Annotated in this window: 14 protein-coding genes; 11 read left to right on the forward strand and 3 right to left on the reverse strand. The window is 48.1% G+C overall.

The window, feature by feature from the left end; all coding sequences use genetic code 11:
- The first annotated feature begins 37 nt into the window (after positions 1-37).
- Positions 38-2,080 (forward strand): DUF2264 domain-containing protein, encoded by a 2,043-nt coding sequence (locus GLV81_RS05105; protein ID WP_157477426.1) that lies wholly within the window; start codon positions 38-40, stop codon positions 2,078-2,080.
- A gap of 3 nt (positions 2,081-2,083) precedes the next feature.
- On the opposite strand, the gene GLV81_RS05110 is transcribed toward GLV81_RS05105, so the two are convergent.
- Entirely contained in the window at positions 2,084-2,788 is a 705-nt protein-coding gene (locus tag GLV81_RS05110; RefSeq protein ID WP_157477428.1) for an NUDIX hydrolase, read from the reverse strand.
- Between the two features lie 228 nt (positions 2,789-3,016).
- On the opposite strand from GLV81_RS05110, the gene GLV81_RS05115 reads away from it, so the two are divergent.
- The 10 genes from GLV81_RS05115 (at position 3,017) to GLV81_RS05155 (ending at position 16,336) form a co-directional block, all read left to right on the forward strand.
- Complete coding sequence (locus tag GLV81_RS05115; protein WP_157477430.1) at positions 3,017-4,567, forward strand: alpha-N-arabinofuranosidase; 1,551 nt, start codon at positions 3,017-3,019, stop codon at positions 4,565-4,567.
- Between the two features lie 2 nt (positions 4,568-4,569).
- Complete coding sequence (locus GLV81_RS05120; RefSeq protein ID WP_157477432.1) at positions 4,570-6,555, forward strand: alpha-L-arabinofuranosidase C-terminal domain-containing protein; 1,986 nt, start codon at positions 4,570-4,572, stop codon at positions 6,553-6,555.
- 33 nt (positions 6,556-6,588) lie between these two features.
- The gene (locus GLV81_RS05125; protein ID WP_157477434.1) at positions 6,589-7,710 is read left to right on the forward strand and encodes an aldose epimerase family protein; all 1,122 of its coding nucleotides are present in this window, start codon (positions 6,589-6,591) and stop codon (positions 7,708-7,710) included.
- A gap of 22 nt (positions 7,711-7,732) precedes the next feature.
- Positions 7,733-9,412 carry a ribulokinase gene (locus GLV81_RS05130; protein WP_157477436.1) on the forward strand — a complete coding sequence of 560 codons (1,680 nt, stop codon included), beginning with the start codon at positions 7,733-7,735 and terminating at the stop codon, positions 9,410-9,412.
- Positions 9,413-9,493: 81 nt separating this feature from the next.
- Entirely contained in the window at positions 9,494-10,192 is a 699-nt protein-coding gene (locus GLV81_RS05135; protein ID WP_157477438.1) for an L-ribulose-5-phosphate 4-epimerase, read from the forward strand.
- Between the two features lie 26 nt (positions 10,193-10,218).
- Entirely contained in the window at positions 10,219-11,421 is a 1,203-nt protein-coding gene (locus GLV81_RS21540; protein WP_343030584.1) for a glycoside hydrolase family 127 protein, read from the forward strand.
- Positions 11,412-12,272: a glycoside hydrolase family 127 protein gene (locus GLV81_RS21545; protein WP_343030586.1), complete on the forward strand. Its 861-nt coding sequence runs from the start codon at positions 11,412-11,414 to the stop codon at positions 12,270-12,272. The genes GLV81_RS21540 and GLV81_RS21545 overlap by 10 nt, the downstream gene beginning before the upstream one ends.
- Before the next feature lie 27 nt (positions 12,273-12,299).
- Complete coding sequence (gene araA, locus GLV81_RS05145; RefSeq protein WP_157477440.1) at positions 12,300-13,787, forward strand: L-arabinose isomerase; 1,488 nt, start codon at positions 12,300-12,302, stop codon at positions 13,785-13,787.
- A gap of 82 nt (positions 13,788-13,869) precedes the next feature.
- Complete coding sequence (locus GLV81_RS05150; RefSeq protein WP_157477442.1) at positions 13,870-15,588, forward strand: sodium:solute symporter family transporter; 1,719 nt, start codon at positions 13,870-13,872, stop codon at positions 15,586-15,588.
- Positions 15,589-15,685: 97 nt separating this feature from the next.
- Positions 15,686-16,336 carry an HAD family hydrolase gene (locus tag GLV81_RS05155; protein ID WP_157477444.1) on the forward strand — a complete coding sequence of 217 codons (651 nt, stop codon included), beginning with the start codon at positions 15,686-15,688 and terminating at the stop codon, positions 16,334-16,336.
- 115 nt (positions 16,337-16,451) lie between these two features.
- Here GLV81_RS05155 and GLV81_RS05160 read toward each other — a convergent pair whose 3' ends face one another.
- Together GLV81_RS05160 and GLV81_RS05165 are read right to left on the reverse strand one after the other, a co-directional pair.
- Positions 16,452-17,489, reverse strand: coding sequence for a PorP/SprF family type IX secretion system membrane protein (locus GLV81_RS05160; protein ID WP_157477446.1), 1,038 nt, complete (start codon positions 17,487-17,489; stop codon positions 16,452-16,454).
- A gap of 12 nt (positions 17,490-17,501) precedes the next feature.
- Positions 17,502-24,725: a PKD domain-containing protein gene (locus tag GLV81_RS05165; protein WP_197428955.1), complete on the reverse strand. Its 7,224-nt coding sequence runs from the start codon at positions 24,723-24,725 to the stop codon at positions 17,502-17,504.
- Positions 24,726-25,504: the final 779 nt, after the last annotated feature.

Raw genomic sequence — 25,504 nt, forward strand, 5'->3', positions numbered from 1 at the left:
CCTTGATCGGAAATGAGGATTGAATAAAGAATGCGATATGAAAACTGGTATTAAAAATAAGTATGTAACTATTGCTATCACTATGATGGCAGGTATACTCTTGGTGAATGTGGCTGTGGCGCAGTCAAATGTATTTACAGTGACCAATCCCGATTTTAAAGTGAGTCCTCATACAGGCATGACAAAGAAGCACTGGAAAGATGCAGCCATGTACTTGTTGAAAGGCGCCTTCAGTTATGTTCATTCGCTGGATGATCCGATGCAGTTTCCAAAGCAGCCAGGTAAGAGTTATCCTCGTACACCTGCACAAGTGCCAACAGAAAAATTGGAAGGCTTGTGCCGCACTTTGTTTATTGCTGCGCCATTACTCAAAGACAATCCTTCACTGTCGTTAAATGGTATTTCGGTTGCTGATTATTACCGCCATCAAATTGCATTGCTGGTCGATTCGAATGCCGCAACATTCATAAAGCACAGGGCAATCAACGGTGGTCCACATCAAAATTTGGTAGAGTTTGGCGCATTGTCTATGTCGCTGGTTGTAGCGCCGGAAGTGTTGTGGGAGCCACTTGCGCCTGCTACCAAAAATGCTTTGGCCGCCACCATGCTTAGCTATGCCGATGGTCCTACAGTGCCCAGCAACTGGAAGTTCTTCAACATTTTTGTGTTGAGTTTTTTCAAAGACAAAGGCTATGCTGTCAACGAAAAATTACTGCTGGAATACCTCGATAAATCATTGGCACATTACCGCGGCGATGGCTGGTACAATGATAATCCGGCTTACGATTATTATAGCATGTGGGCGTTTCAGATGTATGGTATGCTGTGGTCGGAATATTTGGGAAAAAAATATTATCCTGCTTATGCAAAGCAATTCATAGCCCACTTCTCCGATTTAAAAAACACGTACCCCAATATGTTTAGCCGCAATGGCGAAATGATTATGTGGGGGAGAAGTATCAGTTATCGCATTGCTTCCATGATACCCATGCCATTGATGGGCTATCTGAAAGATCCATCTATCAATTATGGTTGGATGCGCAGAATAAGCTCTGGTGTGATGTTGCAGTTTTTGCAGCATCCTGAATTTCTAAAAGATGAAGTACCAACGCTTGGTTTTTATGGTGCGTTTGAACCGGCAGTGCAGCCGTACAGTTGCCGCGGAAGTGTGTATTGGATGGGTAAAGCTTTTTTTGCATTGCTCATTCCTGATGATAATCCTTTTTGGACGGCAAAAGAAAATGAAGGTGCATGGGAAAATACTTTCAAGCCCAATCAGGTGTACAACCAGTTGCAGGATACCGCTCATATATTGGTGACGAACTATACCAATATTGGCGCATCTGAAGTAAGGGCATGGTGCCATGTAAAAGCCATTGGCGCCAATGAACCATTCCGTGCCAGCGAAAACTATAACCGTTTGTCGTACAACAGCGCTTTCCCTTGGCAGGCCGATAGCAGCAATGGAACTGTGGCCATGAACTATGTAATCAGAAATGCCAAAGAGGAATGGGAGCCTTTGCGATTGTTTACCTATCAGCAGTTTAAAGAAGGCATGTATTACCGCACTGCAGTGCAGGAAACACATAACCGTACCCGTTTCCAACTTACAGATATGCCTTTGCCCAATGGTATTTTACGTGCCGATTTTATCAGCACAGATACAATGACCAACATTAGACTGGGGCATTACGCATTGCCGCAGATGGCCGGCAAAAAGATTACTGAAACCCGCAGAAAAGTAAAAGGGCATGAGGTGCTCATTATTGATAATGGGGTGTATCAGTTGGCATGGGTAAATGTGCAAGGTTGGGCCAATCTGGAAGTGCGGCAAGCGGTGGGAATGCATCCGCAGGCAAATAACAGTTCGGTCATCAATGCTGCTGCACAAATACCTGCTGGTGATGATGGGAGCTGGATGGTATCGCTATTGTTGTGGAAGAAAAGTGGCGATGATTGGAGTGATGAGGAATTGCTACCCATCAGTAAATGGACATTCAGCCGGGATGGTAGTACAGCCAATATGCTGCTGAAGAACGCCAATGCCGCAGGTCAACAAAAGATTACTCTACAACGCTAATCGTTAAATCAATTCATGTGCATTGGGTACAATGCGCAGCAGTTGATGGAAATTTTTCTTGTAGTGTTTCTTGTCCAGCTTGTAATAGAATGCGCCTTTTTTTGAACCCGTTTTGTCTTTGTCGGTTTGCTTAAGCAGTAATCCGGTAGAGAGCATTTTGCGGGAAAAATTGCCTTTGTCAAATTCGGTTTCGTACACATCTTCAAACAGATTTTGTAGCACCGGTAAGGTGAACTTTTGCGGCAGCAATTCAAACAACACCGGATGGCTGGCCGCTTTATAGCGTAAACGCTGGCGGGCCATTTTCACCATTTGATTGTGGTCGAATATTAAGGAAGGGATTTCTTTCATTGAAAACCAGGCTGCCTGATAATCATCTGTCAACTGCTGTTGATATTGCTTGATATCAATGAGGGCAGTATAGGCAATGGAAATGGTACGTGCAAACGGGTCGCGGTCTGGCGCCGAAAAGCTGTGCAGCTGTTCCAGGTAAATGCCTTCCAGGCCGGTGAGTTGCTTCAGTACCCGGTTGGCAGCATCGTCGGTGCTTTCATCGGGTTGTACAAAGCCACCCATCAAACTCCACTTGCCCTTCATGGGTTCTAGGCCCCTTTTAATGAGCAGCAGTTGCATTTGCTGACCATCAAAGCCAAAAACAATACAGTCGATGGCCACATGATAAGTAGATACTTGGGGATAAGCAGGCATAAATCGTTGGTATTCTTCGTTGATAGAACAGCTGTTGCTACAGCCATTCGTGTGTGCTAAAATAAATAATAATTGTTGTTTTGACAATTAAAAGAGAACTGTTACTTTCGAAAGGCAATCAGGCACAGCATTCCTTTGGCCGGTCATAACAATGTTTATTTAGCAAAGGTATCGGAAGGTTGTACATGATGGCGATTTTCAACCAATGCATTGCTAAGCGCCAACCACATGAAAAAACTAGTATTCACGGTTGCTGTTGCCTTTCTTTCGGGCAGCGCTGCCATTGCGCAGCATCAGGTTTTGCTGCAACCTGCCAAAGCCACCACTACCATTAGCCGCCACATTTACGGTCATTTTGCAGAGCACCTGGGCCGTTGTATTTACGATGGTATTTACGTGGGTGATACCAATAAGGTAATACCCAACACAGATGGTGTTCGCAACGACATCATTGCGGCTTTACAACAACTGAAAGTGCCCAACCTGCGCTGGCCCGGCGGTTGCTTTGCCGATACCTATCATTGGAAAGATGGTGTGGGGCCAAAAGCCAATCGTCCGTCAATCGTCAACCGTTGGTGGGGAGGTGTTACTGAAGACAACAGCTTCGGTACGCATGATTTTCTCAACCTCTGCGAACGCATTGGTGCTGAGCCATATCTGGCGGGCAATGTGGGCAGTGGTACAGTGCAAGAATTGTCTGATTGGGTGCAATATGTAAGTGCCCCGGCCAATGCATCGCCCATGAGTAAATGGCGGGCACAAAACGGAAGAGAAAAACCCTGGAGTGTAAAATATTGGGGCGTTGGTAATGAAGTGTGGGGTTGTGGTGGCAATATGACACCGGAATACTATGCAAACATTTACAAGCAGTACGCCACCTTCATGAGTAGCTGGAATAATGATGATAAAATTTTCCGTGTTGCATCGGGTGCCAATGGCGATAACTACCATTGGACGGAAGTGATGATGCGGGATATTCCGCACCACATGCTGGAAGGTGTAGGCGTACATCATTACGCTGTTATCAATTGGAACAAGAAAGGCTCAGCCACGCAGTTTACAGAGGCAGATTATTTCAATACCATGAAATCGGCTTTGTATATGGAAGAGCTGGTGACCAAGCATGCTGCGGTGATGGATAAATATGATCCGAAGAAAAAAGTGGCGATGCTGGTAGATGAATGGGGTGGTTGGTATGATGTAGAACCCGGCACCAATCCTGGTTTTTTGTATCAGCAAAACACCATGCGTGATGCCATGATTGCAGGTGCTACGCTCAATATTTTCAATAACCATGCAGACCGGGTACGTATGGCCAACCTGGCACAAACAGTAAACGTGTTGCAGGCAGTGATTTTAACCAAGGGTGCCAAAATGATTTTGACGCCTACTTATCATGTAATGCAGATGTACAATGTGCATCAGGATGCAACACTCATACCCGTACAGGCACAAACAGCAACCAACTATACATTAGGTGCGGCGCAATTGCCTGCTATTTCCATCAGTGCATCAAAAAATAAAGCTGGTGTAACGCATATTTCATTGGTGAACATTGATGCCACTAAAAGCAACACCGTAAAATTGAATGTAGACGGCGCAACGTACAAGAAAGTAAGCGGTCAGATACTGACTGCAGCTTCACTGCAAACCTATAATGATTTTGATGCGCCGAACCGTATTCAACCTGCTGCTTTCAATGGCGCCAGGTTGAATGGAAACAGTTTGGAAGTAACCATGCCGCCATTATCTGTAGTGGTGCTGGCAGTAAATGAATAATCATGCACAACAGATTAGTACAGATTGTAACCGGATTGCTTTGCTGTTTCAGTGTACCATTGATGGCTCAACCCATTGTGGTAAATCCGGCTATTAAAACTGCCAGTATTTCGCCCAACATGTGGGGCGTGTTTTTTGAAGACATCAATATGGGAGCCGATGGCGGTATTTATGCAGAAATGATCAAGAACCGCTCCTTCGAATTTCAGAAGCCACTCATGGGTTGGAAGCTGGACAACAAGCCATTCAGAGAGGGAGCAATTACCGTGCAGAACCGTCAACAAGCCAATACCAACAATCCGCGTTTTATTCGGGTGCAGGCTACAGATGTTGCCGGTAGTGTACTAAGCATGACGAACGAGGGTTTCCGGGGTATGGCTGTAAAAAAAGATTTACGGTATGATTTCAGTTGCCTCTATCAACATGCCGATAACCAAACGGATATACGCATGCAGCTGGAATTGATTGATACACTTGGCAAAACACTCGGCGGTGCAATTATACAGCCTGCTGTATCTGCCGGAAAGTGGTCGAAGTTTACCGCCAGTTTTACCGCCACAGCTACAAATGCCAAAGCAAAATTCAGAATAACGTTTACAGGCAGGGGCAGTATTGATTTGGATATGATTTCGCTGTTTCCGGAAGACACCTGGAAAAAAAGACCGGGAGGCATGCGGGCTGATATGATACAGCTGCTGGCCGATATGAAGCCTGGTTTTATTCGTTTTCCCGGCGGTTGTATTGTAGAAGGATTTGACTTGAACAATCGTTATCAATGGAAAAAAACGATTGGCCCCATCGAAGAACGCCAGCTCATCATGAACCGCTGGAACGTTGAGTTTGCACATCGCCCGGCACCCGATTATTTTCAAACGTTTGGCCTGGGTTTCTTCGAATATTTTCAACTGGCTGAAGACATTGGCGCCAAGCCATTGCCCATTTTAAATTGTGGCATGGCTTGCCAGTTCAATTCAGCAGAACTGGTACCTATGGATCAACTCGATCCTTACATACAGGATGCATTGGATTTGGTTGAATTTGCTAATGGTGATACCAACACTGTTTGGGGTAAAAAGCGGGCCGCCATGGGGCATGCAGCGCCATTCAATCTTACAATGATTGGCATAGGTAATGAAAACTGGGGACCACAATATGTAGAACGGTTGCAGGCATTTACCAAGGCCATTCGCAGCAAGTATCCCGGTATTCAAATCATTGCGAGTTCTGGCACCGATCCTTTAGGAGAACGCTTCGATTTTCTCAATCAGTCATTGCGGGCCATGCAGGTTGATTTTGTAGATGAACATTACTACCGCAAGCCGGATTGGTTTTTAAGCAATGCATCCCGCTACGATGCTTACACCAGAAACGGTTCAAAAGTATTTGCCGGTGAGTATGCGGCACACAGCGACAGCAAACAGACCGCAGAAAAAAGAAACAACTGGCAGGCGGCATTGAGTGAAGCTGCTTTTCTGACTGGTTTAGAACGCAATGCTGATGTAGTGCAAATGGCTTCGTATGCACCGCTGTTTGCACACGTGGAAGGCTGGCAATGGAACCCCGATTTGATTTGGGTAAACAACCAGCAAGTGATTGGCAGTGCCAGCTATCAGGTGCAAAAATTGTATGCACTCAACAAGGGCACACATGCCGTAGCCATCAGTCGCAATGGCGCAGTAATGGCTGGTAAAGACAGCTTGTATGCCAGCGCTGTAGTTGATGCCAATACACAAGAGCTGCTGATAAAAATCGCAAACGTATCGGCTACAACTCAAACGCTGCCCATAGACATTGCCGGTGTAAAAATGCAGGGAAAAGTGGTGCAGCAAACATTGTTGCAGCATCCCGATTTGATGGCGGCCAACAGTTTTGATCAGCCGGATAATATTGTGCCTGTGCAGACTGCCGTTTTGTGCAAGAGCAAAACATTTACCTACGAAGCGAAACCTTATTCTTTTGTATTGCTGCGCATTGCGCTAAAAAAATAATTACACATCTCCCTACTGAAAACGAAACATGCTATGAAAAAAATCTCCTGGATGCTTGGCCTCGTGTTGATGTTGGCCGCTTGCCAATCTGCTACTGAGCCTACTACAGAAACCACAACCAGCAAGGCTGTTAGCAGCATCAATTGGGGTACTGTAGATGGCAAAGAAGTAAAGCTGTATACGCTTACTAATAAAAATGGGGTAGAGGTGAAAATCACCAATTACGGCGGCATTGTTACATCGTGGATTACTGCCGATAAAAAGGGCAACAAAAGCAATGTGGTACTCGGTTTTGATAGCCTGAGTGGTTATCTGGCAAAGCCTCCTTACTTCGGTGCCATCATTGGCCGCTATGGCAATCGGATTGGCAATGCCACTTTCAAAATTGATACTGCCACTTATCAACTGGCTGCCAACGATGGCAAGCAACACCTGCATGGTGGCAACAAGGGATATGATAAAGTAGTGTGGGATGCACAGCCTTCGGATAGTACAGCATCACTAACGCTTACGTATTTGAGTAAAGATGGAGAAGAAGGATATCCCGGCAACTTGTCTATCACCGTGGTGTACACCTTAACTGATGCCGACGAATTGCTGATGGAATACAGTGCAGAGACCGACAAAACAACGCCGGTGAATCTGACCAATCATAGTTACTTCAACCTTACCGGTGATGTAGCCAACACTATACTTAGCCATCAGTTGCAAGTGCATGCAGATAAGTACACACCTGTTGATGCAGGCCTTATTCCCACAGGCGAATTGAAGGCGGTGAAAGATGGTCCGTTTGATTTTTTACAACCCCACCAGATTGGTGAACGAATTGCACAAGTGCCCGGTGGCTATGATCACAACTTTGTGCTGAACCGCACCAGTGCAGACTTGGAACTGGTAGCTACTTTGAGCGACAGCATCAGCGGCCGCAAATTGGAAGTGTACACCACTGAACCCGGTTTGCAATTTTACAGTGGTAATTTTTTGGATGGTAGTATTAAAACCAGCAGTGGACAGCCGATTCAACAGCATGCGGCACTTTGCCTGGAAACACAGCATTTCCCCGATTCACCCAACAAGCCTGAATTTCCTTCAACACTCTTGAAGCCGGGAGAAAAATACCACACAGTAACGAAGTATAAAATTACGCTGCAATAGTAGTGCCGATAAAATGACCAACATGAATAGCGAAGTGTCGTATGTGATAGGCGTTGATTATGGTTCAGATTCTGTTCGAACCATCATCGTAAATGCAAAGACCGGTGAAGAACTGGCGGCCGATGTTTTTTATTATCCAAGATGGCAAAAGCAATTGTACTGCAACATGCAGGCAAATCAGTTTCGCCAGCATCCGTTGGATTATGTAGAAGGATTGGAAACGACCATTAAAAATTGCGTAGCAAAAGTTGGTGCATCAGTAGCGGCCAACATCAAAGCATTGTCGGTTGATACCACCGGTTCTACACCAGTGGCTACCGATAAGCATGGTACACCACTGGCTATGTTGCCGGGTTTTGAAGAAAATCCCAATGCCATGTTTGTACTGTGGAAAGACCACACAGGTGTAGGTGAAGCTGCGGAAATAAATGCTCATACCGAAAAATTTGAAACCAATTACCTGCAGTTTGTGGGCGGTATTTATTCCAGCGAATGGTTTTGGGCCAAGCTCTTACATGTACTTCGTGCCGATGAAGCCGTTCGCAACAACATTTATTCATTTGTAGAGCATTGCGATTGGATTCCTTTCTTGCTTACAGGTGGCAATGACGTGCATCAAATGAAACGCAGCGTGTGTGCTGCAGGCCATAAAATTTTGTGGGCGAAAGAATGGGATGGTTTACCCCCCAATGAATTCTTTGCAACACTCGATCCGGTATTGGACGGTATCACTACAAGGTTGTTCAAAGACACATACGCCTCCAACGAAGCAGCAGGCATCATTAGTAAAGAATGGGCACAACGATTGGGCTTACCCGAAACAGTGGTAATAGGTGTAGGCGCTTACGATGCTCACATGGGTGCTGTTGGCGGACAAATAGAACCGTATCACCTGAGCAAAGTAATGGGCACATCTACCTGCGATATGATGGTAGCGCCAGCCAATGAGGTAGCCGGTAAATTGGTGAAAGGCATTTGCGGGCAAGTGCCCGGTTCTGTTATACCCGGTATGATTGGTTTGGAAGCAGGTCAGTCTGCATTTGGCGATGCGTATGCATGGTTCAAAAGATTGATTAGCTGGCCGCTGCAAACATTGGTGGCCAATTCGAATTTGCTGGATGAAGCTACCAAACAGCAACTCATTCAGGAAACGGAAAATGCCATTATACCTGCGCTGAGCAAAGCCGCTGAAAAAATAGAAGTGACTGTGCACAGTGAGTTGGCAGTAGACTGGTTCAACGGCCGCAGAACGCCCGATGCCAACCAGTTGCTCACTGCTTCTATAACGGGTCTGGATTTAGGTAGCGATGCGGTGCACCTGTTTCGGGCAGTAGTGGAGTCTACCTGCTTTGGTGCCAAAGCTATTGTAGAACGTTTTCAGGAGCAAGGTATTCCCGTAAAAGGATTGATTGGTTTAGGTGGTGTGGCTCGTAAATCGCCTTTCGTGATGCAAATGATGGCCGATGTAATGAACATGCCCATTCGTATTCACCGCTCCGAGCAAACCTGTGCATTGGGTGCTGCCATGTTTGCCGCAACGGCCGCTGGTATTTACAACAAAGTAGAAGATGCCATGCAGGCCATGGGACAAGGTTTTGATACGGTGTACGAACCTGATGCAGCAAAAGTGGCACTGTATCAGCAACGCTACGAACAGTATAAAAAAGTAGGTGCGTTTATGGAGGCGCAGATTATACATTAATTAATTCAACATCCTGCACTTGACACAACAGTGAGTGGACTCGGTGCCTTCTTTGTGTCTTCGTGGTAAATGATTTTTTCAATGAGTAAGTATCAACACATACAACAAGAGGCTTATGAAGCCAACATGCAGTTGCCCAAGCTGGGTCTGGTGCTGTTTACTTTTGGAAATGTGAGTGCTGCCGATCGCAGCCTTGGTGTGTTCGCCATAAAACCCAGTGGTGTAGCCTATGAAGATTTGACACCCGGCAAAATGGTGATCGTCGATTTTGAAGGTAAAACGGTGGAAGGCGATTTGCGTCCTTCTTCTGATACATTGACCCATGCTGTGTTGTACAAGCATTGGGAAAAAATTGGCGGCATTGTGCATACACATTCTACCTATGCTACATCGTGGGCACAGTCGCAGCGGGATATACCCATTTTTGGTACCACGCATGCCGATTACAACACCGTCGATATCCCTTGTGCACCACCCATGAGTGATGAAATGATACAAGGCAATTATGAACACGAAACCGGTTTTCAAATCATGAATTGCTTTGCAGCCAAAGGCCTTAGCTACGAAGAGGTAGAAATGGTATTGGTGGGTAATCATGCACCATTTACCTGGGGCAAAAATGCTGCGAAAGCCGTGCACAATAGTGCCGTGCTGGAGCAGGTGGCACAAATGGCATTGCTCACCGAACAAATCAATCCGAAAGCGCCGCGGTTAAAAGATGCGTTGATTAGGAAACACTATGAACGCAAGCACGGACCAGATAGTTACTACGGTCAGTAATCAATAGCATTAGTAAAACGGAATGTATGCGTGTTAAACAGATTCAGCGTCGTTGTCAGCTCAGCTTCTTATGTGTAGCCATGAGTGTGACGACTTTTGCGCAGCAGCGGGATTATCCCTATACTGCTGTTCCGTTTACACAAATACAGCTGAGTGATCAGTTTTGGTTGCCCCGCATCAAAGTCAATCATACCGTTACCATTCCGGCTTCTTTTGAACGATGTGAAAGCACGGGCCGTGTTCGCAACTTCGAAATGGCCGCGGCACAATCGGGTAAGTTTTGCACTACGTTTCCGTTTGATGATACAGACATTTACAAAACCATTGAAGGCGCTTCTTTTTCGCTGAGTTTGTTTCCGGATAAACAACTGGAAGCCTACATTGATACGCTGATTGACAAAGTGAGTAAGGCGCAGGAAGCGGATGGATATTTGTACACGGCCCGCACCATCAATCCGGCACAACCGCATGCCTGGGCTGGCCCCAACCGTTGGGAAAAAGAAAGAGAGCTCAGCCATGAGTTGTACAACAGTGGTCATTTGTATGAAGCTGCCGCAGCGCATTTTGCAGCAACAGGCAAAAAAAATCTGCTCAACATTGCATTAAAAAATGCGGATCTCGTTTGTCAGGTTTTTGGTAAGGACAAACTGCATGTTGCCCCCGGCCATCAGGTAGTGGAAATGGGATTGGTGAAACTCTATCGCATTACGGGCAATAAAGCCTATTTAGAAACAGCCCGTTTTTTTATTGAAGAAAGAGGCCACTACAAAGGCTATGATGCAAAGAGCAACGACCCTTGGCGCAATGGTGCGTACTGGCAAGATCATTTGCCTGTAACACAGCAGCGTGAAGCCATTGGCCATGCCGTACGAGCTGGTTATTTATACGCCGCTGTAGCCGATGTTGCTGCACTCACCGGCGATAGTTTGTTGCTACATGCAGTCGACAGCATCTGGCAAAATTTGGTGAGTAAGAAATTGTATGTGCAAGGTGGTGCAGGAGCAGTGTCGAGTGGCGAACGCTACGGCAACAATTATGAACTGCCCAATGGCACGGCTTACAACGAAACCTGTGCAGCCATTGCCAATGTATATTGGAACCAACGCATGTTTCAATTGCATGGTGATGCTAAGTACATGGATGTGCTGGAAAAAATTCTGTACAACGGTTTGATTTCTGGTGTTGGACTTGATGGCAAATCTTTTTCTACACCAATGCCATGCAGGTGACCAACAGCTTTAATCACCCAGCACTGGAAAGAGAACGTGCCGGTTGGTTCGAATGCAGTTGCTGCCCTACCAACATGACCCGTTTGCTGCCTTCAGTGCCGGGATATATGTATGCACAACGTGGCTGTGATGTGTATGTCAATTTGTTCATCAACAGCATGGCTTCACTCAGCATCAATACAAAGCAGGTGAGCATTGAGCAAAAAAACAATTACCCCTGGGATGGCGATTTGCAATTTGTGATTACACCTGCTAAAGGGGAACTCAATTTTGCGTTGAAAGTGCGCATCCCCGGCTGGGCACAGCAAGTAGCCATTCCATCCGATTTGTATCGTTTTGTGCCAGCCAATACTGCGCCGGTGCAGCTTTTTGTGAATGGTACTGCGGTGCCACTTAGCATGGAAAAAGGATATGCAGTATTACAACGCAACTGGAAAAAAGGTGATGTAGTTACTTTGAAATTACCCATGGATGTACAGCGGGTAGCCGCTAACAGTAAGCTGACAGAAAATGCGGGCAAGGTAGCCTTGCAACGTGGGCCTTTGATGTACTGTGCCGAATGGGCAGATAACAATGGTCGTGCTGCCAATTTGATATTGCCGGCACAAGCATCGTTTACCAGTAGCTGGGCACCAGCCATGCTCAATGGTGTAATGCTGTTGAAAAGTTCAGCGAATGCCTTACAGATACACGGCAGCAATGTGCAGACCGTTACACAGCCTTTTGTAGCCATTCCTTACTATGCGTGGGCCAACAGGGGCAAAGGCGAAATGATGTTGTGGCTGCCCGAGCAAATTGCCGATGTACAAATTATTACGCAACAAACTTTGGCGAACAGCCAACCAAAATAAGTCGTTCACTTTTTTATTCCTTCAACTATGACAGATTTAAAACAATTAGAAGTTTGGTTCGTAACAGGAAGCCAGGATTTATATGGCGAGCAAACCCTGCGTCAGGTAGCTGCCCACTCGCAGGAGATTGCCGCTTCGCTGCATGCCGCAGATATACCTGTGAGTGTGGTGTTTAAACCAACTGTAAAATCACCAGAAGAGATTTATGCCATTTGCGCCGAAGCGAATGCTTCGTCGAAGTGTATCGGTCTCATTGCGTGGATGCATACTTTTTCGCCGGCCAAAATGTGGATTCGCGGCCTCAAGATTTTGCACAAGCCACTCTTGCATTTGCATACCCAATTCAACCGCGATATTCCGTGGGGTGAAATTGATATGGACTTTATGAACCTGAACCAGAGTGCACACGGCGACCGTGAATTTGGTTTTATCATGAGCCGTATGCGCCTGAATCGTAAAGTAGTGGTAGGCCATTGGCAAGACCCGGTGGTGATTGCTAAAATCAATGCGTGGGCCAGAGCTGCTGCGGGTTGGAACGATTGGCAGGGTGCCCGTTTTGTTCGCTTTGGCGACAACATGCGGTATGTGGCCGTAACAGATGGCGACAAAGTGGAAGCAGAAATGCAGTTTGGTTTTAGTGTAAATACTCACGGCATTGGCGACCTCGTAAAAGTGATTGATGCAGTAAGCGATGCTGATGTAGATACACTGGTGCAGGAATATTTTGATACCTACACCGTAATGGCCAGCCTCAAAAAAGAAGGGTCGCAATATGCATCGTTGCGGGATGCCGCCCGAATTGAATTGGGTCTCGAATACTTTTTGAAAGATGGTAATTACAAAGGCTATAGTGATACGTTTGAAGATTTGCATGGCATGAAACAATTGCCAGGTATAGCTTCACAACGCATGATGGGAAAGGGGTACGGCTTTGCCGGCGAAGGCGATTGGAAAACCGCAGCTCTTGTACGGGCCATGAAAGTGATGGGCCAGGGCATGCCCGGTGGCAATAGTTTTATGGAAGATTATACCTATCATTTTGACCCGGCCAATCCGTTGGTACTGGGCTCACATATGCTGGAAATTTGTGAGAGCATTGCCAGCCATACACCCAATGTAGAAATTCATCCGTTGGGTATTGGAGGAAAAGAAGATCCTGTTCGCCTGGTATTTAATAGTGCAGCTGGCCCGGCTATCAATGCATCGGTTGTAGACATGGGCAATCGTTTCCGTTTGTTGGTAAATGAAGTGGAAGCCATTGTCCCGATTGCAGAACTGCCTAAGTTGCCTGTGGCCCGTGTGTTGTGGAAGCCTTATCCCAACATGCACGATGGCTGTGCTGCCTGGATATTGGCAGGCGGTGCACACCACACCTGCTACAGCCAAAACCTCACGGCCGAGCACATGGAAGACTTTGCAGACATTGCCGGCATTGAGTATGTACGCATTGGTAAAAACACCGATCTCTATCAATTGAAAAACGAACTGCGCTGGAGCGAAGTGTATTACAAATAACCCCTTTAAAAGAACCATCTGTGCAAGGTATTTTCCCTAACATTGGTGGTTCACTTTTTTCTCACTTTCCTTTACAACGATTATGAATAACAAATTAGTGATGACTGACTTCATAGTGTTCGGCATCTACTTCGTGTTGCTGGCTGCCTATGGATACATGATTTATCGCAAGAAGAAAAAACAAGAAACTTCTGCTACGCATGATTTCTTTCTGGCAGAAGGTTCGCTTACCTGGTGGGCCATTGGAGCTTCACTCATTGCCTCCAATATTTCTGCGGAGCAATTTATTGGCATGAGTGGTGATGGCTTTTTTGTAGGTACAGCGGTGGCTGCTTACGAATGGATAGCCGCTATTGCCCTTATCATCATTGCGGTTTGGTTTATGCCGGTGTATCTCAAAAACAAGATTTACACCATGCCGCAGTTTTTGAAAACACGGTACAATGAATCTGTGGCGCTGATTATGGCGGTGTTTTGGTTGTTCTTGTATGTGTTTGTCAATCTTACATCCATCTTGTATCTCGGTGCAGTGGCCATCAATGGATTGGCGGGTGGTGAGTACTTGCATTTCATCATGATAGCACTGGCTGTAATGGGCCTCATCATTACGCTTGGTGGCATGAAGGTGATTGGCTTTACCGATGTGTTGCAGGTTGGTGTTCTTATTCTGGGTGGTTTGGCTACTACATATCTGGCACTTACCAAAGTGAGTGAATCATTTGGTTTGGGTCATGATGCCATTGCCGGTTTGAAAATGTTGTTCAAAGATTCACCCGATCACTTCAAGATGATTTTGTCGAAGCCAGATTCCGGCACCGTATCTGCGGCACTTGCCGGCGATGCTGCTTCACAAAACTATATCAACAAATACCTGCTGCTGCCTGGCATCACCATGTACTTTGCCGGACAGTGGATTGTAAACCTCAATTACTGGGGTTGTAACCAGTACATTACCCAACGTGCTTTGGGGGCAGATTTAAAAACTGCCCGTACGGGTATTTTGTTTGCCGCCTTCCTCAAACTGATGATGCCCATCATCGTGATGTTGCCCGGTATTGCAGCGTATGTGTTGCATCGCAATGGCGGCCTCGAAGGTTTTAATGGTGTAAAAGACACAGCCTATTCTTCTGTGCTGGCCTTTTTGCCCGAAGGCCTGAAAGGCTTGTCTGTAGCGGCTTTAACCGCAGCCATCGTTGCCTCATTGGCGGGTAAGCTCAACAGTATTTCTACCATCTTTACATTAGATGTGTACAAGAAATACCTGAACAAAGAAGCGGATGAAAACAAACAGGTTTGGGTTGGCCGATTAACGGTGCTGGTAGCTATGATATTGGCCATTGCCTTTACCTGGAAAGACCTGTTGGGCATTGGTGGCGAAGGTGGTTTTACTTTCATTCAGAAATATACCGGCTTCATTAGTCCGGGTGTATTTGCCATGTTTATTTTGGGTATGTTCTGGAAGCGTACTACGGGTACTGCAGCCGTGGCCGGTTTGCTTACCGGTTTCTTGCTGGCAATATTCTTCAACAGCTATGCCATCAATATTTTTGGTACAGAAACCTTGCTGTACACCGCTTTCCCGAATGGTAAAGGGGCTTATGAAATTCCGTTCCAAATCAACATGGGCTGGTCGTTTTTCTTTACCATGCTGGTGATGATTGTACTGAGCCTGGTAGGCAAAGGCGGCGAACAAAAAGCCTTTGTACTGGATAAAGCCATGTTCAAAGTACAGCCCATTCACACAGTCATGATTGTAGCCATTTTGCTCATCATTACTGCCTTGTATGCTTATCTCTGGTAATTACGTAGATTGAATACATGCAACAACGCCTGCTGTCTTCTGATGGCAGGCGTTGTGGTTTTGTAGAGCGGTTGCATCTTGTTTTCTTTGCGCCACTATGAACGCCAGCAATACCAAAGCTTACCTGTTCGATTTGAACGGTACCATGATTGATGACATGCATTATCATATACAAGCATGGCATGAAATACTTTGCTCGCATGGCGCAGCGCTGAGCCTTGCAGAGGTAAAACTGCAGTGTTATGGCAAGAATGATGAATTGCTTGAACGTATTTTCCCCGGTCGTTTTTCTGCTGCAGAAAAAACAGCCATGAGCTATGCCAAAGAAGAAGCGTATCAGGCCGCATTTAAACCGCAGCTGAAGTTGCTCGATGGTTTGGGCGATTATCTGGAGGCCGCTAAAATGCAAGGAATCCGCATGGCCATTGGTTCTGCTGCTATCATGTTCAATATCGATTTTGTGTTGGACAATTTGCACATCCGTCACTATTTCGATGTATTGGTAAGTGCCGATGATGTGCAGCAAAGCAAGCCCGACCCGGAAACCTATCTCAAGTGTGCAGCGGCATTGCAGGTGGCGCCACAGCATTGTGTGGTGTACGAAGATTCACCCAAAGGAGTGGAGAGCGCTGAAAGGGCCGGTATGTCATCTGTGGTGTTGCTTACCCTGCATGAAGTGCATGAGTTTGTACAGTTTGAAAAAGTACTGTGCCATGTGCCAGATTACAAAGGACTGGCATTGCAGTAAATACTTGACCACGAAGACTCGAAGAAGGCGCAAAGGGCACAAAGTATTTTCGAGTTAATTGACATTGTGTTCATCGTGCAATCCTTGTGTCTTGGTGGTTTAATGCCTGGAAGCGCTAATCAAATTTGCAACCCGTACGAACGCAATCTCTGGCGCCACCCATGATGCGGTAGAGCAAAGTAAATTCGAAGCCTCCCCGCAATTGTGAAGCCACGGTGAGCTTTGAAATATTGGCATCATAACTGGCCCCCACACTCCACTGATTGAAGTTGAGTTTTATGACGGGGCAAATGGCATCAGCCCAACGATAAATGGCACCCATGGTAAGGCTTACGCCCTGGTCGCTTTCGCCGGTTTCGTTGTACAGCCATTTTTTATACAGGGCACTGATGAGTACTTCGTTGTGTGGCTGCTGCCAAATTACATCGGCATGAAAAATAATGCGGTCATCCATATCATTGATGGCTGTAGCCAAGCCGCCACTCAGGGTGAGTTTCATGGGCAGTTTGCTATCAATACTGTTGGCAGCACCAAAGCCAACGGATGGTTTGTTGATGTGGTGCAACGCCACACCTGTGTACCATTGCATAGATGCGTACTGGTTACCACCATTGAGCGAAAGCCCGGCACTCAAATCGAAATAATTTCTGCCGGAGTTGATGATGGGTTGCCGTGTTGGTTGTGTGGGGTCGAACACACCATTGACAAATTGATCGTCCCATTTCAAACCACGAGGATCGAAGCTGCTACTCACAGGCCCGGCCAAAAAACCGCCGGCGATGTAGAGCTGGTTGCTGAGTTTGCGGCGGTAGCTGATGGCTGCCTGTAGCTGCGTCCGTTGCAGTTTGCTGTCGCCGGCTTCATCCCGCATTACCTGTATGCCCAGGTTGATGTTTTCTAAATCATCTTCACACAAACCATTGAGCTTGTATTCTACCGCAGCACCCATGGTTTTGTACGGAACCGTTACACTTTGCCACTGGTTGCGAAACACAGCCGATGCCCGCAGTTGCCCGTTGTAAATGCCCGCCAGCGAAGGATTGCGCAAAAACGGCGATTCGTACAGTTGGGTAAAATGGATGTCTTGCCCCAGCAGTGGCGCCGATGCCAACAGCAGTGGCAGCATCAGTAGTCGTATGAAAAGTGTACGCATGTGTGGCTGCTGTTATTGCATGTAAAATAAGGTAACGTTTCCGGTTTGGGTAAAAGTGCCGCCGGCAGTGCAAATGGTTTCCACCCGATACACATACACATCCTGCGCTGCTTTTTTACCCGTGTTTTTCATAATGCCATTCCAGCCTGCGGTAGGATCGTTGGCAGCAAAATTTTGTGCTTCAAATACCACCTGTCCCCAGCGGTTGAAAATGATGAAGGATTTCACCATGCTCAGTCCTTTACCACGTACCATCAATACATCGTTTACGCCATCACCATCGGGGCTGAACGCATTGGGTACATACACTTGTTCGTTTTGCTTGCACTGAACCGTGTAGCTAATCGTGTCTGTTGCCAAACAGCCGTAGATGTTTTCGATGCTGAGGCGATACAAAATATTGTTGTTGATGGTGGCCACCGGATTGGGGCAGTTATTGCAACTCAGGTCTTTGTTGGGCGTCCAGGTATACCGTTTTATGGGCCCGTTGGTAATGATGGGATTGAGGGTAACCGCAGTGCCTGCAACAACAAGACTACCTGTGCCCAGCTCCAGTGTGGGCAGGTAGCCCACCGCTACTGTTACAAAAGCAGTATCGGTAAAGCAATTGTCGTCATCATAACCAATCACGGTGTATGCGGTGGTGCTGGCAGGCCGTGCAATGGGGTTGGGAATATTGCTGGCATTCAAACCCACTGCTGGCGACCACACATACCGCTTGGCACCAGTGGCAAACAGTTGGGCCGATTCATTTTGCGGGAAGCAAATGGTATCGTTGGGCGATACACTTACCTGGAAAGGTTGTACCACAGTTACCAGCACGGTGTCTGTATTGCTGCAACCAAAAGCATTGCTGCCATTCACCACATAGGCCGTGGTTTGTGTGGGCGAAGCAACGGTGCTGCTGCAATCATTACAACTCAGCGATTGCTGCGGACTCCAGGTGTAACTGTTGGCACCCCGAACTTGCAGCGTCGTACTTTGTCCCAAACAAATTTTCGCATCATTGCTGGCTACCACTACAGGTGTGGGGTTGATGCGGATGGTTTTGTATACTGTATCGGCGCAGCCAAAATCGGTTCGGCCAATCAGGCGGATTGTAGCGGTACCTGCAGAAAAATAGCGGGTGCTGGCTGTGTTGCCGGTAGCTTGCTGGTTGTTGCCAAAGTTCCAGTTGTATTGCATATTACCTGCAGTATTGCTCACAGCTTGCAGCATAAATGGCTGTCCGATACAAGCGGTGCTATCGCCTTGTATGGCAATGGAAGGCACCTGTTGTACAGGCACATCTATGACTTGCACGGCAGAGTCTTCGCAACCACTGATGCCCGTAATGCGCATTACTACCCGATAGGTGCCCGCCTGCAGGAATGTTTTGTTGACGGTTGGGGTAGCGGCTGTACTGCCATCGCCAAAGCGCCAGCTGATTTGTGCACGGCCGAGAAATACGCTGCTGGTATCAATAAAGCTTATTGTTGTGCTGCCACAGCTTTGATTGATGCTGTAACGGAAGCCGGCTATAATACGGTCAACAAAAACGGTATCGGTGCCGGGCAGTAATATGGTACAATTGCCGGCAAACACTTTTACCGAAGGTAAATACCTGCCGGGGGCAGTATAGCGATAGGTAAGGCTGCTGGTATTGCTGATGATGCTATCGCCATTGCCGGGGTAAAAGATAAATCGATTGCCATTGCTGTTGAATACTTCCAGTTGTATGCTTTGGTTTTGGCAGTAATAACCACTACGGTATTGGAAGCTGCCTGTAGGCGCCTGCACTTGTATGCTGGCTACCGCACTATCGGTACATCCAAAGCCCTGCGGGAAAATTTTGGTGCCACGCAATACAATGCGGTAGTTGCCTGCCTGCGTGTACAAATGCTTGCCCGGATTGCGCAGGCTACTACTGCTGCCATCGCCAAAGCTCCAGGCCCATGCCAATGATTCGGTGCTGGTATTGGTAATGGTAACAGAGTCACCAATGCAGATTTGTGCAGGCATTGCGGTGAAAGATACTGTAGGCCCTTGTACCACCGTGATGGTTTCTGTGGTACTGGTATCACTACAGCCATTGCTGGCATCAAGCGTAACTATGTAGGTGCCGGGCTGGGTGTACACATGCACCAGCGTGTCAAAGCCTTTGGTGCTGGTGAGGATGGGAGAGCCGTCGCCAAAATTCCATACAAAGCGGTTGGCACCCGTGGTATTGTTGATGAAACGAACAGTATGCTGCACACAACCAAACAACTCGTTGCCATTCACCGCCATATCCAGCCGTATGCGGTTGGGGTTGACTACAATGGCAAAAGTGGCTGTATCTGTGCCACAATCGTTGCTGGCAAACAGTTGTACAAAAAAGGTATCTAACACACCTGTGGTAAAAGTATGCGACAAACTCGGCGCATTGCTGGAAATGCGGGGTGAGCCATCACCAAAATCCCAAATGAAACTGGCATTGCTGCCGGCGCTGTTGTTGTTGAATGTAACAGTCATGGGACTGCAGCCAATGCTTTTGTCGGGTGTAAACAATGCTCTTGGTCTTGCACGAACCCTGATTTTTTGTGTGGCCACAATGGTATCACAACCGGCAGTGGCTTTGAGTGTAACGGTGTACACAGTATCGCCACGGTTGGGGTTGATGGGGAAGCGAATGGTGCCCGGCTGTGCGGCATTGCTGGTTTGGCCGTTGCCAAAATCCCAGCGATAGGTAAAGGCGCTACTGTTGGCCGTTGTGTTGTTGATGGTAATATCCAAGGGACCGCAACCCACAGTATCACTCAGGGTAAACGACGGCGTTGGGCCGGCAAAGGTTGATATGTCAACGGTTGCGGAATCGGACAAGCAACCAAACAAACTCTGTGCTACTACTTTGATAGTGACGGTTTGTCCGCTGCCACTGATGGTATAGCCGGGGAAGCTTTGACTACTTCCAATCAATACATTGTTGACATACCAGCGATAGCTGCCATTGCGGGTAGCAAAGTGCTGCACCGAAATGTTGTTGGGCGTTAAGATGAATGGAGCACAACCCAATGTTTGTTTGGCATTCAACACCGCCACTGCATTGGGGTTGACAGTAACGGTAATTACATTGCTGTTGCTGCTTTGCGGGCCGGCACAGAGTGAAGTGGTTACGATTCTGCGGTAGCGGGTAGTTTGCGTTAATATGCCCGGTTGGTAGTTCATGCTGTTGGCGCCGGGGATGGTTTGCCAGCTGTTGCCGCCATCGGTACTCATTTCCCAGGCATACTGTATGGTACCGCCACCACCTGCAGGTGTGCTACCTGTAAGCTGCGCCGGAGTAGTGTTGATGCAAATGTTTTGATTGGCTGCAATGGTATTGTTGCTCACCGCAGCCTGAATCACAACGGTGGTGGTAGCAGGGGCAGATACACAACCGTTTTGTGTAATGGTAACGGTGTAAATGCCGGCATTATTGGTGGTTACGTTGGTCAGTACCGGATTTTGCTGATTACTGCTGAAACCATTGGGACCTGTCCAGCTGTAGGTAATGCCCGTAGCTGTGCTCGTGGCAGAGAGTTGCAGGTTGCTGCCGGTACAAACGGGGCCATTGTTGGCCGCTACAGGTGTCGGTGGCGGGTTGGGGGCTACGAGTGTTGCATCATTCGCATTGTTCGACACACAACCATTGAGTGTTACCCGAATGTTGGTATAGCTGCCGGGTGCCAATCCGCTGATGACCACATGGCCGCTGGCGTTGGCGGTAAGGGTGCGGGTTTGCGCATTGCCATTGAAAGTATAGTTTACCTGATAGGTAGTGGAAGCGGTTAGTCCTTGCAGGGTAATGCTGCCATCGGCCACCGTACAGCTGGTGGGCTGTGTAACAACGGTGTTGTTGATGACAGGTGTTGGCCGCACCAATACGTTGACCGTTGCGGGAGTGGCTACACATCCGTTCAGGGCACTCGTAAGTGTATAGGTGCCACTGGCTGCCAGCGAAGCATTGGCAATGCTGGCGTTGAGCCCGGTGGCATTAAAGCCGTTGGGGCCGCTCCAAACTACAATACCACCTGCAGGTATCACTGTGCCATTGAGTTGGATGCTGCTGTTTTCACACACCGGGCTATTGGCAGTAGCTGTGAGTACCGGTGTTGGATTGATAACGACTGTGGTGCTTGCTGCTGCAGAAACGCAACCATTGAGGCTGGCCGTTACACTATAGGTGCCGGCACGGTTGAGTTGTGCATTGTTGATGACCGGGTTTTGCTGATTGCTGCTAAAGCCGGCCGGGCCGCTCCAGTTATACGTTACACCCGGTGTAGATGAACTGGCAGTGAGGTTGAGGTTGCTGCCTGCGCAAACGGGGCCATTGTTGGCAGCCACGGGTACTGCTGGTGGATTGGGATCGCTGAGGGATATGGGGCCTTGCGGCAAGGAAGGGCAGAAGCCACCGGTGGCGACCCGAATTTGATCGTACACGGCTGCATTGAGCAGGTTGAGTACAATGCGCCCTGATGCATCGGATGTTGTATTGTTACTCACAGGAGCACCGTTGCGGGTGTAGGAAACCGTGTAGCTGGTGAGTGGCGTCAATCCATTAATCGTTATGCTGCCTGTGGATGAGCCACAGGTGGTAGGGTTGCTGCTGGTAATGGTAATGACCGGCACCATGCGAACGGTGACGGTGATGGCCGCTCTGGGGCTTTCGCAGCCGGTGCTGCTGTTGGTTTGGCTTACCCACCATGTAAAAGTGCCCGTTGCGGATGTGGTGGGTGTTGGGGCTGTGCCCAATGCGGTACCACCTGTAGGCACTGTGTACCAATTGAGGGTGTGGCCATTCAACGCCGTTGCAGTTAAAGGTGAGGCTGCATCGCCGACACAATAGTTGAGGTTGCTGACAACGGGAGCTAACGGACGTGGATTGACGGTGATGGTAAAAGACTTGCTTTGGCCGGGGCAGCTGTTGACAGGCGTCACGGTAATGGTTGCTGTTATTGCAGCAGTGCCGTTGTTGACAGCGGTAAAGCTGCCGATGTTGCCATTGCCATTGGCAGCCAAGCCAATGCTGCTGTTGTTGTTGGTCCAGGTGAAACTGGTGCCAGCAAGTGTACTGCTGAAATTAAATGGGCCCACTGTTTGCCCGGCACAAACCACGACGTTGGCGGGAACGGTGACATCCGGTGCAGGATTAACGGTCAGCGGATTGCTGACAGTTGTAGTGCCGCAATCATTGGTTACTGCAAGGCTTACGGTATAATTTCCGGGGGTATTGTAGATGACATTGCCCGGTGAGGCAAGTGTAGCACTGCTGGGATTTCCGCCGGGAAAACTCCACACATAGGTGGCAGGATTGGAAGATGTACAGGCGTTGATAATGGCGGTGGGTGTGATGCTTTGGTTTTGGCAAATGGGATTGCTGAAAGCCAGCGTGGCTGTTGGTTTTGCTTTTACAAGCACATCCATGAAAACAGGTGCTGAAGTACAAGAGCCATTGCCAAAATTTGTGGTGAGTGTAATACGGTAGCGGCCAGGATTGTTGAATTGAAAACGGGGTGCTCCACTCGTAAGCGTAGTTCCATTGAGCAAGGTATAATTGCTGCCCGTTGGTACACAACCTGCTACAGGTGTATAGGTGACAGTCCAATTGTAACTTACGTTTCCACAAATTGGTTGGACAGCCGCACTGCTGGCGTTTACTACCATGGGCGCACAACCTTCGGTTTGGTCGAGGCTCATGGCTGCAACGGGTGTTGGATTGACGCAGATGGTTTTTACGGTATCACCAATGCCACAAACCGGATTGCCGAGCTTGAGGCGAATGGTATAAATGCCGGGCGTAGTAAAACGAATATTGAGGTTGTCTGTACCCGTGGTCCAGAGGGCTACATTGCTTTGGCCATTGTCGTTGCCCAGCGAACCATTGACCACCGTATATCCTGTGGCAGGCGAAATCGTCCAGACAATATTTCCATTTTGGCAACCGCCGCTGGTGGCGTATTTCCCTGAGCCATAGGTGGCCCTGATATTGGTAATGTTGTTGACACAGGTGGTATCACTGGGTGCCACGGAAATGTCGGGGCGGGGCCTGTCGCTTACACGAATGGGCACTACAGTGGCAATGCTTTGGTCGCAGGGGTTGGAGGCAGTAATAGTAGCCGTGAAAATATTGGGCGTGGCAGCAAAAGGGTTGCCACAACTGGTAACGCTGAACAGATGTGTGATGCTGGCCGGAGCAGGGTGTGTGTAGGTGATGGGCGGTGTTCCGTCGTCAAAAGTGACGGTGTAAATAGTGCCCGGTGGATTTTGGCTGGTGTTGGAAATGGGGAAGGTGAGTGAGCTGCCGGTACAAATGGTGGTGTTGCCGGGGTTGCCCAAACCTACGGCGGGGTTGGTGCCCACAAATACGCCGTAGTCGGTGGTGTCAATACAACCGTTTCCGCCTGTTACAATGTACCGCATGGTGTACACACCTACGCCATAGGTATGGTTGATAGCAGTGGCAAAAGTGGCAGCATTGTAATCGGCACTACCATCGCCCCAAATGATGCGGTAGTTGGTATTGGTACCTGCGGTAGAAGATTGGTTGATGAATGTGAAATCTGCCGTTGCTGCCGAAACGCATTCACGGAAAAAAGGCCGACCCTGATAAGTACCGGCGTTATTACCTAGTAGTTGCCTGCCCGGCGATTCCAATACATTCACTGGTTTGGTGACGGAATCTTTACAGCCATTGCTATTGGTGACTACCAGTTTTACGGGAAAATTTTGAGTGCCATTCCCCACATTGCCCACAAAGCGGTGACTGGGGTTGGTAGCAGTGCTGTTGTTGCTGCCACCCGAATTGGGGTCGCCAAAACTCCAGGTATAGGTATTGCCGCTACCCGGTGTGGTATTGGTAAAAAAGACGGGTACACTGGCACAACTGCCTGCAGGTGAAAACGTAAAGTCGGGGGTTGTTTTGGGTAAGTGGGTGATTTGAATGGTATCGTAAATGAATGTATTCCCCCCAACGGTCAGCGAGACTCTGTACCACTGCGGAGTGTTTACTGTGGCCGTGGCTATCGAACTAACTGTTGTCCAAGGTCCGGCAAGTGTTGCGGCGCTTTGCCATAAGTAACCCGGGCTGGTAGGGCCATTGGGCAGGTGGAGGCTGAGTTGGGTGCTGGTGCCGGGGCAAATGGCAAAGCCATTGCTGCTGCGGATGGTATCGGCCGGGCCGGGGGGCTGTGCCTTGGCGGTACCGATGGTGGCCCAAAAAATACACAGCAGGACCAATGCCCGCCATGTTGGTAGCAAGAAAAATACTCGGGTTAGCAGCATGCTGAAACAGCGTTAGTGTTGGTTGTATTGGGGTGCATATTGCAAAAACTACGCCGAACTATCCGGCAGCCATGTTTGGGGGTTGCTACCAGGGGGCATTGTATGCTTTTTGGTGAGGTTTTGTTGATTGCAGCTGGAAAATACACAATTACCTGTAATGACAATGCTGCTGGCAGGTATGGCCCGATGCCATGCCCATGCATTATGTAGGGCGTATGTAGGGAGTATCTGTGGGGATGGTTGGTAGAGACTCGACTAAAAAGAGCCAAAAGGGTTGCGTAAGTTGGCATGTTGGCCACTGTTTAAGAAAAGGTCGTGATTATACCCGGTATTACAAAAACGCAGTCTGGGCGAAGTTGGCGCTGGCTGCGAGGACTGCCCAGATTGGCCTGTGGGCAGATAAACAGCCGGTTGCGCCGTAGGAGTGGCGGTATATGCAGTAATGGTAATGGGGTATTTGCACTGATGATCATCCGGTGTTGTGTTGTCGGTAGCTGTTGTGGTGCTGTTGACAACACAAGGTTAATGCAAGGAAAAATTATTTGCAAAGGTGCTGGCCAGAAGTGGCCGAAGTGGCAGGATTGGATAGTTGTTGGCAGGTGGGGAGGATGGCACGTTGGTTGGTTTGGAGGTGTATAAGGAATGGCATGGGATTATGCCGGTATGGCTAAGGTGCTGCCGAGAAAGTGAGAAGGTATGTGAGCCACGAATCATGGAGGAGGTGCAGTACCATT

Source organism: Phnomibacter ginsenosidimutans (assembly GCF_009740285.1).
Taxonomy (GTDB): Bacteria; Bacteroidota; Bacteroidia; order Chitinophagales; family Chitinophagaceae; genus Phnomibacter; species Phnomibacter ginsenosidimutans.